Here is a 17,322-nt window from a genome sequence, read left to right as displayed (position 1 = left end):
AGGGTACCATGAATGAGCCCAAGTACCATACGCCGTTCACTAAATTACTCCTACAAGACGGCCTCGAGATAACTTAGTATATTATCTTTTGTAAGTGTAATTTTCGTTTATGTATAATTCTGTGTTTTTTAACTATAACAGAATTTTTCTTAAGAGCTTTTTCCCCTAAAAGCTCTTTTTTATTGCTGTTCTTCGTACTTTCACAACGAGCTATCAATTAAGCAGTTACTTTTGAATTTACTTTTATTTTATCCTGGATAAATACAAAAAGACATGTCATCACAACTTACCAGACGCGATTGGCTCCGGGCTAGCGGCCTACTAACTGCCGGTCTGACCACAGGTTTACGATTTAGTAAAGCAGCTACGTCAACGATAGCTAACCAATCCGTATTTGTTGATGAATTTAGCGCCCTACGCGACGCCAAGCTCGTATCCCCGCCAGACACTATGCCTAAACTCCGGGCCCGGTTGTTTGCGAATGAGAATCCACTGGGCATTGCTCCCAGCGCCAAAGAAGCGCTCGTAAAAGCAGCCGACTCGGGTAACCGTTACGCTTGGATGGAGTTTGCCCAATTGAAGCAACTGATTGCCACCGACGAGGGTATTAAGCCAGCCAATATCATGATGTCGCCGGGTTCATCGGACATTCTGATGGCAGCGGCTTCGCACTTTGCCAAAGGTGGTGGCACCATTCTGACCAGTGCCATGACCTATGATGACCTGCTCGAACGCGCCCAACGCCAGGGAGCCAAAATCGTAGCGGTCCCCATGACCAAAGACTATAAATACGATCTGAACGCGATCAAAGCGAAGATTACGCCGGAGGTTAAGCTGGTCTACCTCGTCAATCCCAACAACCCGACCGGTACCGTTGTTCCGGCCGCTGATCTGGAAGCGTTCTGTCGCGAGGTCGCGCCCAAAGTGCCCGTGTTCTTAGATGAAGCATACATTGATTTCTACGAACCAGCGGAGCGCCCGAAGCTGGGCAAGCTCGTAGCCGACGGGCAGAACGTGATTCTGGCCCGTACGTTCTCGAAAATTCACGGCTTTGCCGGGCTTCGGCTGGGATACGCCATTGCTCAGCCCGAGATGTTAAAAACGTTGAAACCTTATACAAACGGGGAGTTTGCCGTGAGTATCACTACGCTCATGGCGGGCATTGCCAGCTATCAGGACAAAGAGTGGCAGAACCACTGCCGCGCAGAAAATGCCAAAGCCCGCGACTATACGACAAAGGCCCTGACGGCCATGGGCTACGAGGTGATACCATCTGCTGCCAACTTCATATTGTTCCCAATTCGAATGAAAACCAAAGCCTTCGAAAATCAGATGTTCGCCAATGGCATTGGTATCCAGACGCGCGACTTCAACGGACAGCCTTACTGCCGTGTCAGCGTCGGCACAATGGACGAAATGGCCATGTTCATGGATGGGTTCAAAAAAGTGGTTGGATGATGTAGTGCCGACCATATCCGGTTGGTTATATATAACCTTTTTGAGCAACGGCCGGTCGGCCCGAGCGGATCAACAAATACATGACAAGACGCAATTTTATTAACTCAACGAGTGCCAGTTACGCCAGTTTGTTAGCTTGGGGCATGTTACAGCCAGCCCCCGCTTCGGCCTTGACCTTACCGGCTAATGGCCGCAACCATGACGGCAAAGCGCGTAAGGTTATAGTGCTCGGCGCTGGCTTAGCTGGCATGGCCACTGCTTACGAACTCGGCAAACTCGGCTACGATTGCACCGTACTGGAGGCCCGTGCTCGTTCAGGTGGGCGGGTCTGGACCATTCGGGGCGGTACGAAAGAAACCGAACTAAACGGTGGTACGGCCCAATCGTGCCAGTTTGAGGATGGCTTGTATTTTAATGGCGGAGCCGCCCGGATTCCGCACCATCATCAATTGACGCTTCAATATTGCCGTGAGCTGGGCGTTTCCCTGCAAATCTTTAACGGTAACAACGAAGCCGCCTACCTCTATAACGACGGTGGTACGGGTGATCTGGCTAACCGACGGTTGCGCATTAAAGAGTACCACAACGACATGCGCGGCTACACCGCCGAGTTACTAGCCAAAGCCCTCGACCAGTCGGCTTTAGACCAACAACTAACAAAAGAAGACATTGAAAAGCTGGTCGATTTCCTGAAAAACGAAGGCGATCTTAACACGGCTCACCTGTACAAAGGCACCAACCGTCGGGGTTATAAAACGAAAGGAGAACCCGGCGCAGGTCCTACGCCCGGCGATTTGACCGACCCGTTTGGCCTGACCGATTTATTACGGTCGGGGTTCATGCAGCCGGTGTTTTATAACGTCGGCGACTACATTTACGAGCAGCAAACGACGCTTTTGCAACCGGTCGGCGGCATGGATGCCATTCCAAAAGCGCTGGAAAAGAAACTAGCCGATAAGATTGTTTTCAATGCACCCGTTACTGAACTCCGTAAAACCGAAAATGGCGTCCGGATAGTCTATCAGAAAGAAGGGAAGCCGACGGAACTGACGGCGGAGTTCTGCGTCTGCACCTTGCCGCTACCCATGTTAAAAAATCTTGAGTCGGACTTGTCAGGAACGGTGAAACGAGCGGCTGATTTTGTGCCGTACATCAAAACCGGCAAGATTGGCCTGCAATTTAAACGGCGGTTTTGGGAAGAAGATGATTGGATATACGGCGGTATCTCACGTACCAACATGGACATCAACCAGATCTGGTATCCGTCGTTTGGTTTCCAGGGCAAGAAAGGCGTACTGATCGGCTATTATAACTTCTACAGCCGGGCTGAAGCCGTGGGCGCTTTGCCAGTGGCAGAACGCGAGAAACTGGCGCTAAACCAAGGCGCTAAAATTCATCCGCAATATCCAACCGAATTCGACAATTCATTTTCGCTGGCCTGGCATCGCATTCCTTACAGCGGGGGTGGTTGGGCAACCTACGATGACGCTACGCGTCGGAAATACTACCCAACGCTTCTGGAGCCCGATGGTAATATTTACTTCGCTGGGGAACACACAACATACCTAACGGCGTGGATGGCCGGTGCCTTTACGTCGGCCCACCGTGCCGTCGAAGCGATTCACGCCCGGGTCGGACAATACACAAAGAAGTAATCACAAACCCATAAGCCCCTGAAAGTCTTACAGGTTTAATTAATTAACTATGAAAAACAACCTGCTCTCTCTCTTTCTGTTCATTTGTTGTGCGGTCACAACCCAAGTATTCACTCAGCGGGTTTGGGCACAAGCAGCCTCCGCGGTTACGGGCATGACGCTCGATCAGTTGAAAGCGGTCAAAGCCATTAAAATTGCCAATCTGGATAAGGATACGTATTTCAAATCAGGCGGCTTCATCCTTGACCGGTACGAGGAGCGTCCAGCGTATGTCTTCACGTACAGCGATGGCATTACCCGGAAGATTTATCTCTACAAAGTTTTCGCGGCCGAAGACACCAAAGAGCTGGGGCTGCTGGCCATTTACCAGAACGGCAAAACCAACGAAACTAAACCATTCGTTATTCCTGGCGCTTCGGCCGACCGCAAAGCCTGGGACGCTTATATCGATGATCTAAAGTACGTTGGTGAGAAAGAGCCAGGGCTCATGTCGACATTGACTTTTGTTTTGTCTCGCGAAATGGCAAGTCTGTTAACGGGCGGTAGTGCTAAGTCGGAAGACGGGGGAGCCAAGAAAAAAGAAGAGTATAACTTCTGCTTTGCTCCCGACGCTCCGGTAACGCTGCTCGACGGTTCTTCTAAGAAAATCAGTGAGGTATCGGTAGGAGACGTTGTTATGAGCTACGATGCAAAAACGAAAACGCTTACGTCATCGCCTGTAACGCAAATAGACACCCACGCGGGCGAATTTATGCTAACGGGGGTATGGCTGGCCCCGACCGAAGAAGTAACTGCCGACAACCGCGCCTGGCCAAATGCCCCAACGCTCTTCGAAGCAACGGCGAACCACCCTGTTTTAACCAACTCGGGGCGCAAAGCGTTGGGCGACGTCAAAGCTGGTGACCTGTTATATCGCTATGATGCTGCTCTTAACGGCGTGTCGGCTTATAAAGTTGTACGGACTGGCCAGGCCATTCGTGCTGTGAAAACAGTATATAATCTGGTTACCGAATCAGGCGCGTACCTGGTCGGAGAAACTGTTGTTTTAGACAAGTAACCTATTTGCTTCCGCGAACTGCGCACCTAATTAAACGTAACAAGCCCCTAACTATTCAGATGGTTAGGGGCTTGTTACGTTCAGACCTTTTAGCAGGCTTTTTAAATTTACACGACAGATACGGTTTGGACTGATACCCAGAATTTTCCAATTCAATCTGTACAATCAACAGTTCATCAATATCTCTATTGATGAACCTCCGCCCGAAGGCCAATTTTGGCTTATCATTCAACATAGCGAATCATAACCAATACAGATCAGATGGCGACTCCTGCTCCTCAACGTAAAATGCATACAAAAACTGATCGCGCTACTTACTCGGCCCACTCCGATCGCCTGTGTAGCAACTGCCTGAAGCACCGTCGGGGCATTAACGATTGTCCGCTGGTTAACCCAACTCTCTCATCGCAACGAGATAGTCAGGGAGCTTCACGTAAGGTTTAGCACAACAGTAAACGCTAAAAAATCGAGAAAACCACTTCCTCTTTTTTAACACAAAACAACAATGAATACTAAACGAATTCTTTTTGCCACTATGCCCATGGATGGCCATCTCAATCCCTTAACGGGTTTGGCCGTTCACCTGCAACAACTTGGCTACGATGTTCGCTGGTACACAGGGCCATCCTATGCCGACAAAATCAAAAAGCTGGGCATTCCCTACTATCCATATCAGAAAGCAGTGGAGATCAACCAGCTTAACCTGGATACGGCTTTACCCGAACGGCAGAAGATCAAAGGCGCGATTCCCCGCCTGCGCTTCGACATCAACAACGTATTCTTGCTGAGAGCGCCTGAGTTTGTGGAAGACTTACTGGCGATTCACAAAAAATTTCCGTTTGATCTGTTGGTTTGTGACGTCTTATTCACCGCTGCACCTTTTATCAAACAGCTACTCAACATTCCAGTAGCCGCCTTTGGAATTGTACCACTAGCCGAAACGTCAAAAAATCTACCCCCAACCGGCATGGGCCTTGAACCCAGCAACAATGTTTTCGGTCAGTTATCGCACCGCTTTCTGCGCTACATGACCATCAACCACCTACTAAAGCCCTGCACCGATCTGTACAACAATCTATTAGCCCAGTATAAGCTCCCACCAACTACAGATTTTGTGTTCGACGCTTTCGTCCGCGACCCAGATGTGTACTTACAGAGTGGTGTACCCGGCTTCGAATACGAGCGCCCGGACGTAAGCCGCAATGTCCGATTTGTAGGGCCGCTACTTCCGCACAGCGGTGGCAGTAAATATCCGTTTAAACACATCGCTAAGGCGAAGAGTTACAAACGGGTTGTACTGGTGACACAAGGTACCGTTGAACGTGACCCCGAGAAAATCATCGTTCCAACGCTGGAGGCCTTTAAAGGTGATATGGAAACGATGGTCGTTGCCACAACGGGTGGCTCGCAAACAGCCGAGCTGCAAGCCCGTTTCCCTGATGATAATTTTGTTATCGAAGATTTTATCGACTTTAATGCAGTGATGCCCTTTGCGGATGTGTACGTTACTAATGGTGGTTACGGTGGAGTGATGTTAGGTATTCAGAATAACCTGCCTCTGGTAGTAGCCGGTGTACACGAAGGCAAGAACGAGATTGCTGCCCGCATCGGCTATTTCAAATTGGGAGTAAATCTGAAAACCGAAACACCTAAACCCCAGCAAATTCGTGAGGGTGTAAAACGAGTGTTTGCTAATCTAACGTATCGTCAGAACGTAACTAAGTTAGGCCGTGAGTTCCGTCAATATAACCCGAACGAATTGACCGAAAAAGAAATAGCGTCCTTACTTGCCTCGCCAAAAAAGAGAGCTGAACTAGTTTGATAGTCTAGTTAGGCATAAACAGAAAACGTCCGACTCATTACATGGCGCCGGACGTTTTCTATTTATGCCTTTTCTTTTCACTATTGGCCTAGAATAGGATGTAACAACACCATCATACCGTCTACGAAATAAGTTATTAATGGTTACAACCCTGCTATATCTATGCGACTCTAACGCTGTAGTTAGTGTATCCTTCATTCTCTTAAATCAATTGTATGAAAAACAAGTACAGTATTGTAAGCAGCCAGGTGTGGCTGCTTTTAGTATGGGCTATGATTTTTGCCCAGTCTACCCAGGCGCAGACGCCAACGATCCAATGGCAACGGGTGCTTGAGCCAGGTTCGACATCGCGTGTACTGGGCGTTAAGGCTACCAATGGTGGCTATGCAGTCATCAACTTAGGGCGCGTGATTCGTTTATCTGATTCGGGCAGTACCCTTTGGGAAACATCGTTTCCAACCTCTATAGAACTCCCCGTACGTAACTTTGCCGAGTCTATAGTTGCGTTGCCGGATGGTGGCTTCGTGGCGTTAGTGCGAGGTTATTCTCAGTGGTCATTAGCTCGTTTGAACGCGGATGGAACAATTGCGTGGATCAAGCCATTTTCTTCGGTCAGTGACGGTTCTACTTCATTTTCAGACACTAACATTAGCGTCGAGATCGCTCAGAATGGTGGTTATTTAGTAGTCAACAATTATTTAGCAGGCCGAGAGGGAAGCTATACGCGTGTCTTTACATTCGACGCAGATGGTAATAGAAATGGAGAGAAGGGTATTCCCAACCTGTATCCGGGACAATCGCGCCCGTACACAGTCACTAATAAAATCATTCGAACAACGGATGGCGGTTATATACAGGTAGGTGTGGGCAATAACCGGGATACTCCTCAGCAAGCCATAGTAACCAAATTAGACGCTCAGTTCAATATCATCTGGCAGAATTTTTACGGAGCACCTGCTCTGGAGGACATCATTCCTAACCCTTTTGCTAACGGGTCTTACATTGCCGTGGGGCCAGATGGTTCATCAGCAACTCGTGTCATAAATATCGGATCAAATGGAGAGGCAAATGGAGTTGCTTTACTTCCTAAGCGATTGCCTAATACGACTTCTACCATTATTGCGGGACAGAATCCGCTCAGCTATGCGGTTCTCGACGTAGTGAATGAACGGGGAGGAGATCTACGGCTGCAAAGCTTCAACGCCCAGAATCAAGTTGTTTCTGTTAAAACGCTTGGTGGTTCATCCGCTGAGATAGTTAATAATATCGTTTCCATTGACAATGGAGGCTATTTGGTCATTGGCAGAACTACCTCAACAGATGGTGATGTCCAGGGTAAAGTTAGTAGCGATCTAGTGCCTTGGGTTGTGTTACTAAAAGCTGCGCCAACGACTACCTTAACCCTAAGCGAGCCTACCTACAACTGTGCTACAGGTGCTATTACATTTAATACTAGTGGGGGTGATGGCTCACCCATTACTTACTTTGCACCGGGCATTACCCGCTCATCAGTAACCAGCAACACTGGGACCGTTGAACAAGGGTTACGCAATGACCCGAAACCCATTACTATTCAGGCAACTCAAAGTGGTCAAACGGTTAGTTATACGTTCTATTTAGGGGCTTACTGCAACAGTACACCTCTCTTGCCACCGGTCGTTGTCAAGCCGATCTCTGATATCACAATGAGGTTAGGCGAATCAGTGCCTCTCATCGGTTTACAAGAATACTTTAGAGACCCTACGTCTAGAACCCACTACAGACCCTTCTTAAGATTTAGCGCTACGGGTGTCCCTCCTGGTATACAACTTAGCGACGGTAGTCAGTTGGGCTCACCTAACGCTTACTTTATCGGCAGTCCGACGACAACAGGTGTTTACACGGTAACGGTAACGGCCATTAATATATTTATTACCGAAGGTAACAACTCTGTTTCCACTACCTTTAAATTTACCGTAGTTGATCAACCCGTTAATCCACCTACGGGCGGAACGCTGGCGCTGACCCAGCCCATGTACAACTGTCAAACTGGCGCCATTACGTTCAATACTACTGGGGGTGATGGCTCACCCATCACCTACTTTGCGCCGGGTATCACCCGCTCGTCGGTAACCAGCAACACGGGTACCGTTGAACAGGGGTTACGTAACGACCCCAAGCCATTGCTCATTCAGGCCACTCAGAGTGGTTATACCGCCAGCTACACCTTCAACTTCGGGGCTTACTGCCAGAATCCTGAGCCACCTAAACCACCCACGGGTGGGGCCTTAACATTGCTTGCTCCGACGTATAACTGTGCTACGGGCGCCATTACGTTCAACACCAGCGGGGGCAATGGCTCGACTATCGAATACCAGGCGGCTGGCATTACAGGCTGGACAACCAACCCGAACCAATTCGTCGACAAAGAAAGCCGCACGGCAAGTGATGTGCAGCCCTTCATGCTCATGGCTCGTCAGGGCGGTAACGTAGTGACTTACACCTGGAATCTGAGAGCTACGTGCGGACAAGCCCGTATTGCAAGTAGCGAATCCGTAAGTAAGCTACACCTCACAATACTTGGTAACCCAACCAGCGAAACACTACGTGTACGGATCGAAGGTGCAGAAGGCCAGTCAGTAGGACTGCAGTTAACCGATTTAAAAGGCCGTCTAATTGAGGCTCGGCAGCTAGAGTCGGCACAAGCTAACCAGGAACAGCAGTTCGGGCTAAGGCAGCAGCCTTCGGGCCTGCTGTTGCTAAAAGCGACAACAGCAACTCAGACCAGTTCAGCTAAGGTCATTAAGCAGTAATCAGTTCTTAACAAAACATCCGCCAGAGTACGACATGACTGTCAGTACTCTGGCGGATGTTTTGTTATTTATCATCGGATACTTTTTCAGGGCAAGCCTGCATATGCTGAGTGATAAGGTTATGTGCAGGCGAATACCGAATACCTATCAATCTTAATCTTACTTTTAGTAAAGAAATTATCAATTAAAATCAAACTTATTGACCTCTTCACGTTTTGCCTGTACTTTTGCCAGTGTAAAAACCGTATGCACGCATACTAATTTTTGAACAAATCTATGGCAGAAGCCTTCATTTATGATGCCGTCCGGACGCCACGCGGCCGGGGTAAGAGCGACGGCTCACTCCACGATATTCAGCCAATAACGCTGCTCACCAGCATCTTGCGCGAACTTCGCGACCGTAATCAACTCGACACGTCGCTGGTAGACGATGTCATCATGGGCTGTGTGACGCCCGTTGGCGAGCAGGGTGCTGACATTGCCCGCACGGCTGCCCTGGAAGCAGGTTACGACGAGTCAGTAGCGGGTGTGCAGCTCAACCGGTTTTGCTCGTCTGGTCTGGAAGCGATCAATATGGCCGGTGCCTATATCATGTCGGGTCAGGTAGACGCGGTTGTGGCCGGGGGCGTTGAATCCATGTCACGGGTACCAATGGGGTCCGATGGCGGGGCTATGTTCATGAACCCATCAATCATCGCCCGTCATAATATTGTGCCGCAAGGCATCTCGGCCGATTTGATTGCGACTAAATATGGCTACTCACGCCATGATGTTGATACGTTTGCTGCCGAATCATACCGCCGGGCAATTGAGGCACAGGCCGACAACCGCTTTGCCAAAACACTTGTCCCGCTCAAAGACGAAATTGGAATCACGGTACTCGACCGCGATGAAGGTGTTCGTCCCGGCACAACCGTCGACACTCTAGGCAAACTCAAACCTGCTTTCGAGATGATGGGCCAGATGGGGTTAGATGCCCTGGCGCTACTCAAATACGCTCAGTATGATAGAATTAATCACGTTCACCATGCAGGTAACTCATCGCAGATTGTCGACGGAGCCGCTGCTGTCCTGATTGGTAGTAAAGAATTTGGGGAGAAGTCCGGGCTGAAGCCTCGCGCTCGCATCAAAGCGTTTGCCATTATCGGCTCTGAGCCGACAATCATGTTAACGGGGCCTATCCCAGCCACGCGAAAAGTGCTAAAGAAAGCAGGCATGAGTATTACCGACATTGACCTGTTCGAAGTCAACGAAGCGTTTGCGGCCGTGCCGATTCTGTTTATGGACGAGTTTGGCGTTGATCACAGCAAATTGAACGTAAACGGTGGGGCCATTGCGCTGGGCCACCCCTTGGGGGCAACCGGAGCCATTATCTCGGCAACCCTCATTGATGAGCTGGAACGCTCGGGTAAGCAGTTCGGCCTTTCGACGCTTTGCATTGGGGGGGGCATGGGCATCGCCACCATATTCGAGCGGGTTAACTAAGCGCAAAGATCAGCTACGGTTTGAATAAGACGAATGGCTCCCATAGACGAGTCGTTTTTTGGTAAAAATACTAAAAGCTTTTGGCATGATTAAGTACAGCGTTGATCAACAGGTGGCCGTCATCTCGTGGGAAATGACGTCGGCCCCCATGAACGTCCTCAACGACGAATCAATCCCTCAATTTGAAGCGGCTTTACAGCAAGCCTATGCCGACGAATCGGTAAAAGGTATCATCATCACCTCAGCCAAGCCTGAATTTGTAGCCGGAGCCGATTTGAAAATGATCCTGCGCAACAACGATAAAGACCCGGCCGAGATGCTAAAGGTGTCGTCGGAGCTGAATCGTGTGTTCCGAAGCATTGAAACGTCGGGTAAGCCAGCCGTGGCAGCTATTAACGGCACGGCCCTGGGCGGAGGCTACGAAATCTGTCTGGCCTGTCACCACCGCATTGCCCTCAATAACGGAACGTCCGCCCGGCCACAAACCCTGATCGGACTGGTTGAAGTAACGATCGGTCTGTTACCTGGTGCGGGCGGTACGCAACGTTTGCCCCGCATGATTGGCATTCAGGCGGCCTTGCCGTTGATTGTGGAGGGCAAGAAGGTAGGCGTTCAGGAAGCGAAAAGCCTTGGGATGATCGACGACATCGCCGACAGCCCAGCCGAGATGCTGGAGAAGGCCCGCGCCTGGATCGAAGCGAATCCGAAGCCGCTCAAGCCCTGGGATGAAGTAGACCGCAAAACGGGTAAAATAGTTGGTAAGGATAACTTCAAAGTTCCCGGCGGCAATATTCAAAGTCCCGTTGGTGCACAAACGTTTGCGGCTGGCACGGCCATGCTGATGGACAAAACCAAAGGAAATTACCCGGCTCCGCTCGAAATTATGGCCTGCGTCTACGAAGGCTTACAGGTTAACATCGACCGGGCTTTAGTCATTGAAGCGCGGCATTTTGTGAAGGTAGCGACATCAAAAGTAGCGAAGAACCTTATCCAGACAATGTTCCTGGGTATGAACGAAGCCAACAAAGGCGCTAGTCGCCCCAAAGAGCAACCTAGAACAGACGTCAAAAAACTAGGTATTCTGGGCGCGGGGATGATGGGTGCCGGTATCGCTTACGTATCGGCTCAGGCTGGCATCGAAGTGGTTCTGAAAGACGTTTCTGTTGAAGCAGCTGAAAAAGGTAAAGACTATTCGCGAGGGTTGCTCAAAAAAGGAGTCGAACGGGGTAAGGTTGATCCGCTAAAGGTTGATGGTATTTTGAACCTCATCAAACCTACCGCCGACTACGCCGATATGCAGGGCTGCGACCTGATCATTGAAGCGGTGTTCGAGAATCGCGAGCTGAAAGCACAGGTAACCAAAGAGGCTGAACCGATGCTGGCTGAAGGGGGAGTTTTTGGCTCTAATACGTCTACGCTACCCATTAGCGGCCTGGCCCAAGCATCAGCAAATCCTGAAAACTTCATCGGTATTCACTTCTTCTCGCCCGTCGACAAGATGATGCTCGTTGAGATCATCAGGGGTAAACAAACGTCGGATTATGCCCTGGCTGTAGCCATTGACTACGTCCGCAAGATCCGCAAAACGCCGATTGTCGTCAACGATTCACGGGGCTTTTACACGTCGCGTTGCTTTGGTACTTATACAGCCGAGGGTATGGAATTGCTAAAAGACGGTGTTAATCCAATACTGATCGAAAACGGAGGTAGAGACGCTGGTATGCCTGTTGGGCCCTTAGCCGTAACCGACGAAGTAGCACTGGATCTGGTTTACAAAATTTCCGGCCAAAGCATTAAAGACGGCGCAATCGGTGAAGACGATACGGGTTATCAGATTGCCAAAAAGTTCGTAGAGCTAGGTCGCCTTGGCAAAAAAGCAAAAGCCGGTTTTTATGACTATCCGGACGGAGGCAATAAACAGCTTTGGCCAGGGTTAGGTGAGATATTCCCCCTTTCGGACCAACAGCCATCGCTCGACGAAGTCAAAACGCGGTTGCTCTACCGGCAAGCCATTGAAGCGGTGCGTTGCTTTGAAGAAGGTGTCGTCCGGACAAAACTAGACGCAGATCTGGGCTCTATTCTGGCATGGGGCTTCCCGGCCTACACGGGTGGAGCCTTATCGTTTGTAGACCTCGTTAGCGTTGATACGTTCGTAAATACCCTCGACCGGCTGGCCGATCAATACGGCGAACGCTTCCGGCCAACCGAGAAACTAAGGGAACGAGCCGGTGCAGCAAGAGTTGGTGTAGGATTGCCCAGTCTTTTGTAATCTTATTGAGGTAGGTTCGTGCATGTATGACCAATCCTATTATAGAGGCTGGCTGAGCCAGCTTGAAATTCGTGAACTTGAGCTAGTCGGTATTATTCTTGCTATTGATACTGAGTTATACGAAATTCAAAAGTTGATCCGCTTACTTCGAGAAGTAGAGGAGGAAGATTTTTTGCTGAGTAACTTGTTGTTAAGCCAGATCAGGTTTAGGAATACTGTAGATCGATATCGCGACGAACTGGCCGAAATCACGTTGGATATATCACATTGTCGGTTTATGATCGGCCAACTAAACAAATAAGTCATGACACCCGACGAAAAGAGAAGGTACGTTGAAGAACTGAAACAGCGGGGCCAAACCGCCGTTGAGCGAACCGACCGCTTACTAACTGACTTGGCCGTTAAGTCAGCTAAGCTTAAAACGGATATTAAAGCCATGCATAACAGCTTAGCCGAGCAATTGGCCGAGCAGGCAACAAAAGGATAGCCAAATTTAGCCGATCAATACGGCGAACGCTTCCGGCCGACTGAGAAACTAAGGGAACGAGCCGGTGTTGAAGAAGGGATCTGATAAGCAGTCAATTAGGTTGCTTTTATTGAAAGCATTACATTGTGCGAAGGTTTTGTATAACGTAATGCTTTCAATTTTTATGGCCACACCCATTGAAAAACTTCTGAACGATGTTGCTCAGGCACGTCAATCCTATTTGGCTGCGGTTTCGACTTTCACTGAGCAGCAAGCTGTGCAAAAGCCCTTACCCGATAGCTGGAATGCTGTTGAGGTCACCGAACACCTCTTCTGGGCTGAACAGGGCGCTATCTTCGGTATGTGGAAAACCTTGTTAGGTATCCGGGCCGGAACGTTGAATTATGAAGCTGACCAACCCCACGCAGGACTGCCCATTGAGGAAATCATTCGGCGAACATGGCAAGAGAAAGAAGTAGTGCCCGCTGTTGCTGCTCCACGTATGGGAGGGCCACTTGCCTATTGGATAGCCGCCCTGGACGGCCTGCAGTTAACATTAAAGACTTTCGGCGATGTACTGACTGAAGACGAGCTGGTACGTATAGCGCATCCTCACCCTATATCGGGACCTCTCAGCTTTGGCCAGCGATTCGAGTTTCTCCGTTTTCATATAGATAGACACCGGGGGCAGGTAGAAAGGCTTCTCTATAGTAGGTAGCCGCAAGTCATTCGTGAATTCTAGATCGTTACCAGTTTAGAGCGTTCAGATCATACCAACCGAAAACTCATACGGTGGTAAGGGGTAGGTCCGAATTCACGAATGGCGTTACGGTGCGCGGGGGTGGGATAACCAACATTCTGCGCCCAGCCGTAAGCCGGAAACTGCGCTCCTAGCTGTTCCATTAAGTTGTCGCGATAGGTTTTGGCCAGTACGGATGCAGCCGCGATGGACAGAAAGTGGGCGTCGCCCTTAACGATGCAAGTATGCGGAATCATGGGGTACGGCACAAAGCGGTTGCCATCTACCAGCAAATGTTCGGGTCGGGTAGTGAGCGCATCTACGGCACGGTGCATGGCCAGAAAACTCGCCTTAAGAATGTTAATCCGGTCAATGTCCTCATGAGAGACCTCGGCTACGGCCCAGGCCAGCGCATCTCGCTCAATGTCTTTCCGGAGAGTTTCTCGCTGAAGGCGGGTCAGTTGCTTTGAATCGTTCAGAATAGCATGTGTGTAGTTCTGCGGTAAAATAACGGCTGCCGCTACTACAGGCCCCGCCAGACAACCCCGTCCGACTTCGTCTAGACCGGCTTCGAGAACATCGGCGTTATAAAAAGATTTTAGCATTGTGTAGCCCGGCTATTTTTTTAGTCTTCCAGTACGTTTCCGAAAATAGTGTTCTTCAGAAACAAGGCACTCAGTAAGGCCACAATGGCCCAAGACAGATAAATTCGATAGTAGTCCTGCACATCTTCGTACACACGTATGCGTACCGGCGCTTTTTCCAGGCGGTTTATCTGCTCAAATACGGCCCGCAGCCTGTTCACATCCGTAGCCCGAAAAAAGCTACCGTTGCCAATACTCGCAATCGTTTTCAGAATACCTTCGTCGACTGTAGCCTGATTTCCGAAAGGCCCCGGGCGACCAACCGCAATCGTATAGAGTCGAATGTTGAATGCTTTCGCTAATCGGGCCGCTGTAGTCGGGTCAAGATTCCCGGCGGTATTATCCCCATCACTCAGCAGGATTATAATTTTGCTACGTTCCTTGCCCAGCTGTTCTGTAACCTGACTTGTGTCAGCAGCAGTCACTGGGCGGTCGCGCATTCGATTGATACACCGAGCCAAGGCATCGCCAATGGCCGTACCCGATGTTCGAATCATCTGGCCATTCAAATCACTTAAATACTGCTTTACCAGCTCATAATCGGTGGTAAGGGGACACAATGAGAAAGCCTCGCCCGCAAACACGACGAGTCCTATGCGGTCGCTTCGACGGCCCGCCACGAATGTTTGCGCTACTCGTTTAGCCGCGGCTAACCGCGTTGGCAACAAGTCTGTTTCATTCATCGACGACGACACGTCGATGGCGACCATAATGTCGATACCTTCCGATTGTTCTTCGCGTTGTTCGCGCACAATCTGCGGGCGAGCAAGAGCAACCAGTAGTAAGCTCACGCCGATGAAAACTGTAATCGGAGATAAGTAACGTAATGAACTGACCAACGATCGAGCGGCTTCAGACCTACCTTTGTCGCGTTGCCCACGGCTTGTAGCGATCTGCCCCAACGACATATTCAGGCGCTGCTGCGCGTTTCGATGCAGATAATAGCGTAACGCAAATAGCAAAAAGACAGCCGGAATCAACGACAGGGCCAGCGGATAAGCAAAGTGAAACTGCTGCCACTGCGCCGGACTGAACCAATGAAGTGAATACCAAGGTGCCATGAGTCAGGAAAGAGGAGAAGATTCAGCTGAGTCGGTGTAGCCGACGAGCTCTGGTTCGTTGGCCGATGCCTGAAGTTGGGCTCGCCGACGATGGTAAGCCTGCGTAGCTACATCGGCCAGCACTCGCAGAGCGGGCTGGGACTGCGGTGTAAAGGCACCCCCATAAATCATCTGATCGGCTTCGCGCAGTGCACTCGTCACCCGCTCGTCGTTCATCCGCTCCGCTAATTCGGAGGTTGTCAGCGACGCATACGGCTTCCGGTCAAGTTCTTCCAGATACGCTTTCCACGAAATAATTGCCTGATTCGCCGTTTCGGCCGCAGTAAAAGCGTCTAAGGTAAGGCTCAGTCGGTTATACTCCCGTAAGAAGCGCTCATGACGACGGTTCAGTTGATAGATTCGCCACAGCCGACGAATCGCTCGTCCGAACAAACCGTATATGATAGCCGCAATAAGACCAAGGCCGACGACGCCCGCGCCGAGTACCGGATAATTAAATTGCTGCCGCAACGGAGCAAGTTGGGTGGAGGTAGCTAAGGTGAGCGCCGTTGGACCAGCAGAACCTGATGATAAGGCAGGCGTTAATTTCGATCGCAGAAACACCGTATCAACCTGGGTTAGCAAGGCGGTACAATCCGTGGCATTAATGATTCGAATAGGCACCTGTAGCAACTGTATCGAGTCGGTTTCAAACGAGACCAGTGTATATACTGCACTGTCCCGACTAATTGCCTCGAAACCGGTTCCGGTTGTTTGAGTAGCAAACACGGCTATGTCTTCCACTCGGTAAGGCGCAAAGTGCTGGGCTGTATCAGGAAACAAAATTTCAGTCCTGGGCGCATGACGGTACGTGAGCGCGTACCGAAACGGTCGGCCAATTTCAATGCTGTCCGTTAAGAAGCGGCCAACCGGTAAGGAAGGCTGTACCGACGACTGCGACCAACCTGAAGTAGTTATAAGACAAACAATAGTCCAAAGCCGAAGGTCGAACACGCTCATTGGTATTTCCGCACACGAAATAGTTCGACGAGTTTTGGCACAAAATCTTCTTGTGAGTCGAGCGCTAGGTAATTCGCATTAAACTGTTTACAGAGTCGTTCCAGGCGAGTTTGATTGTCTCGGAAGGTATTCCGTAGCCCATTTCGGAACGATGGCGAAGACGTGTTCACCCAGACCGTTCGGCCGGTTTCTGTGTCGTGCACCGGAATAATGCCGAGCCGGGGCAAGTTAACCTCCCGCTGATCGAACAGGTGTATAACGACTAAATCATGCTTTTTAGCCAACGCTTTCAGGTTATGCTCATAGTTCTGATCGATAAAATCAGAGAGTAAAATAACGACGCTCCGCCGTTTCAGGGCATTAAGTGTAAACAGGAGGGCGTCGGCAATGCTTGTCCGGCCTGATTCGGGCTGCAATTTATACAGACTCATAATCAGCTGGTAGCCGGTTTTGAGGCCATTACCGGGTTTGATGTACCGCTCTTTCTGGTCAGAAAAACAATACATGCCCACATGACTTGCTTCGCGGATAGCCGACATAGCCAATACTCCGCATACTTCTTTGGTTGCGTCTAGTTTCTCACGGTGGCGCGGACCGACCTGCTGCGAGGCACTAACGTCGACCACGAAAAAAACAGTTTGGTCTTTTTCTTCTCTGAACACTTTCACGAACGTACCGTGTCCTTTCGACGAAACGTTCCAGTCGATGGCCCGCACGTCATCCCCGTATTGGTAGGTGCGCAAATCGCTAAACTCCAGGCCACTTCCTTTAAATACCGAACGAAAACTACCGCGCATCTGTGAATTAACGGCCTTACGGATACGTATGTCAAAATTGCGGAGCTTAGCCAAGAACTCGTCCATGCGAATTAGACG

General features: G+C 50.0%; 14 protein-coding genes. 10 read left to right on the top strand and 4 right to left on the bottom strand.

The features are described 5' to 3' along the window. The first annotated feature begins 273 nt into the window (after positions 1 to 273). From ACFSUS_RS12130 to ACFSUS_RS12085, 10 genes are all read left to right on the top strand, one after another. Positions 274 to 1,458 carry a pyridoxal phosphate-dependent aminotransferase gene (locus ACFSUS_RS12130; RefSeq protein WP_381522870.1) on the top strand — a complete coding sequence of 395 codons (1,185 nt, stop codon included), beginning with the start codon at positions 274 to 276 and terminating at the stop codon, positions 1,456 to 1,458. Positions 1,459 to 1,538: 80 nt separating this feature from the next. Further along, entirely contained in the window at positions 1,539 to 3,113 is a 1,575-nt protein-coding gene (locus ACFSUS_RS12125) for a flavin monoamine oxidase family protein (protein WP_381522868.1), read from the top strand. A gap of 49 nt (positions 3,114 to 3,162) precedes the next feature. Continuing rightward, positions 3,163 to 4,170, top strand: a complete 1,008-nt coding sequence (locus ACFSUS_RS12120) for a Hint domain-containing protein (RefSeq protein WP_381522866.1) — start codon at positions 3,163 to 3,165, stop codon at positions 4,168 to 4,170. Between the two features lie 288 nt (positions 4,171 to 4,458). Beyond that, the gene (locus tag ACFSUS_RS12115) at positions 4,459 to 4,614 is read left to right on the top strand and encodes a hypothetical protein (protein ID WP_381522865.1); all 156 of its coding nucleotides are present in this window, start codon (positions 4,459 to 4,461) and stop codon (positions 4,612 to 4,614) included. A 61-nt stretch (positions 4,615 to 4,675) separates the two neighbouring features. Next, positions 4,676 to 5,992, top strand: a complete 1,317-nt coding sequence (locus ACFSUS_RS12110) for a glycosyltransferase (RefSeq protein ID WP_381522863.1) — start codon at positions 4,676 to 4,678, stop codon at positions 5,990 to 5,992. Positions 5,993 to 6,207: 215 nt separating this feature from the next. After that, positions 6,208 to 8,784 (top strand): T9SS type A sorting domain-containing protein, encoded by a 2,577-nt coding sequence (locus ACFSUS_RS12105; RefSeq protein ID WP_381522861.1) that lies wholly within the window; start codon positions 6,208 to 6,210, stop codon positions 8,782 to 8,784. A gap of 276 nt (positions 8,785 to 9,060) precedes the next feature. Next, positions 9,061 to 10,269: an acetyl-CoA C-acetyltransferase gene (locus ACFSUS_RS12100; protein WP_381522859.1), complete on the top strand. Its 1,209-nt coding sequence runs from the start codon at positions 9,061 to 9,063 to the stop codon at positions 10,267 to 10,269. An 85-nt stretch (positions 10,270 to 10,354) separates the two neighbouring features. Beyond that, the gene (locus ACFSUS_RS12095) at positions 10,355 to 12,538 is read left to right on the top strand and encodes a 3-hydroxyacyl-CoA dehydrogenase NAD-binding domain-containing protein (RefSeq protein WP_381522858.1); all 2,184 of its coding nucleotides are present in this window, start codon (positions 10,355 to 10,357) and stop codon (positions 12,536 to 12,538) included. 304 nt (positions 12,539 to 12,842) lie between these two features. Then, entirely contained in the window at positions 12,843 to 13,025 is a 183-nt protein-coding gene (locus tag ACFSUS_RS12090) for a hypothetical protein (RefSeq protein ID WP_381522855.1), read from the top strand. Positions 13,026 to 13,173: 148 nt separating this feature from the next. Then, positions 13,174 to 13,722, top strand: a complete 549-nt coding sequence (locus tag ACFSUS_RS12085; RefSeq protein ID WP_381522853.1) for a DinB family protein — start codon at positions 13,174 to 13,176, stop codon at positions 13,720 to 13,722. Positions 13,723 to 13,772: 50 nt separating this feature from the next. Here the strand turns inward: ACFSUS_RS12085 and ACFSUS_RS12080 are convergent, their stop codons facing one another. The 4 genes from ACFSUS_RS12080 to ACFSUS_RS12065 are packed head-to-tail and all read right to left on the bottom strand — an operon-like array spanning position 13,773 to position 17,310. Further along, positions 13,773 to 14,348 (bottom strand): ribonuclease HII, encoded by a 576-nt coding sequence (locus ACFSUS_RS12080; protein WP_381522851.1) that lies wholly within the window; start codon positions 14,346 to 14,348, stop codon positions 13,773 to 13,775. A gap of 20 nt (positions 14,349 to 14,368) precedes the next feature. Continuing rightward, on the bottom strand, positions 14,369 to 15,448 hold the full coding sequence (locus ACFSUS_RS12075; protein ID WP_381522848.1) for a VWA domain-containing protein: 1,080 nt from the start codon (positions 15,446 to 15,448) through the stop codon (positions 14,369 to 14,371). A gap of 3 nt (positions 15,449 to 15,451) precedes the next feature. Next, the gene (locus ACFSUS_RS12070) at positions 15,452 to 16,447 is read right to left on the bottom strand and encodes a hypothetical protein (RefSeq protein WP_381522846.1); all 996 of its coding nucleotides are present in this window, start codon (positions 16,445 to 16,447) and stop codon (positions 15,452 to 15,454) included. Next, positions 16,444 to 17,310 carry a DUF58 domain-containing protein gene (locus tag ACFSUS_RS12065; protein WP_381522844.1) on the bottom strand — a complete coding sequence of 289 codons (867 nt, stop codon included), beginning with the start codon at positions 17,308 to 17,310 and terminating at the stop codon, positions 16,444 to 16,446. Before ACFSUS_RS12065 ends, ACFSUS_RS12070 begins: the two co-directional genes overlap by 4 nt. Between the last annotated feature and the right edge of the window lie 12 nt (positions 17,311 to 17,322).

Source organism: Spirosoma soli (assembly GCF_042684525.1).
Classification (GTDB): Bacteria; Bacteroidota; Bacteroidia; order Cytophagales; family Spirosomataceae; genus Spirosoma; species Spirosoma soli.
Note: the sequence above shows the minus strand (reverse complement) of the source record. Positions and strands in the feature narration are given on the sequence as shown.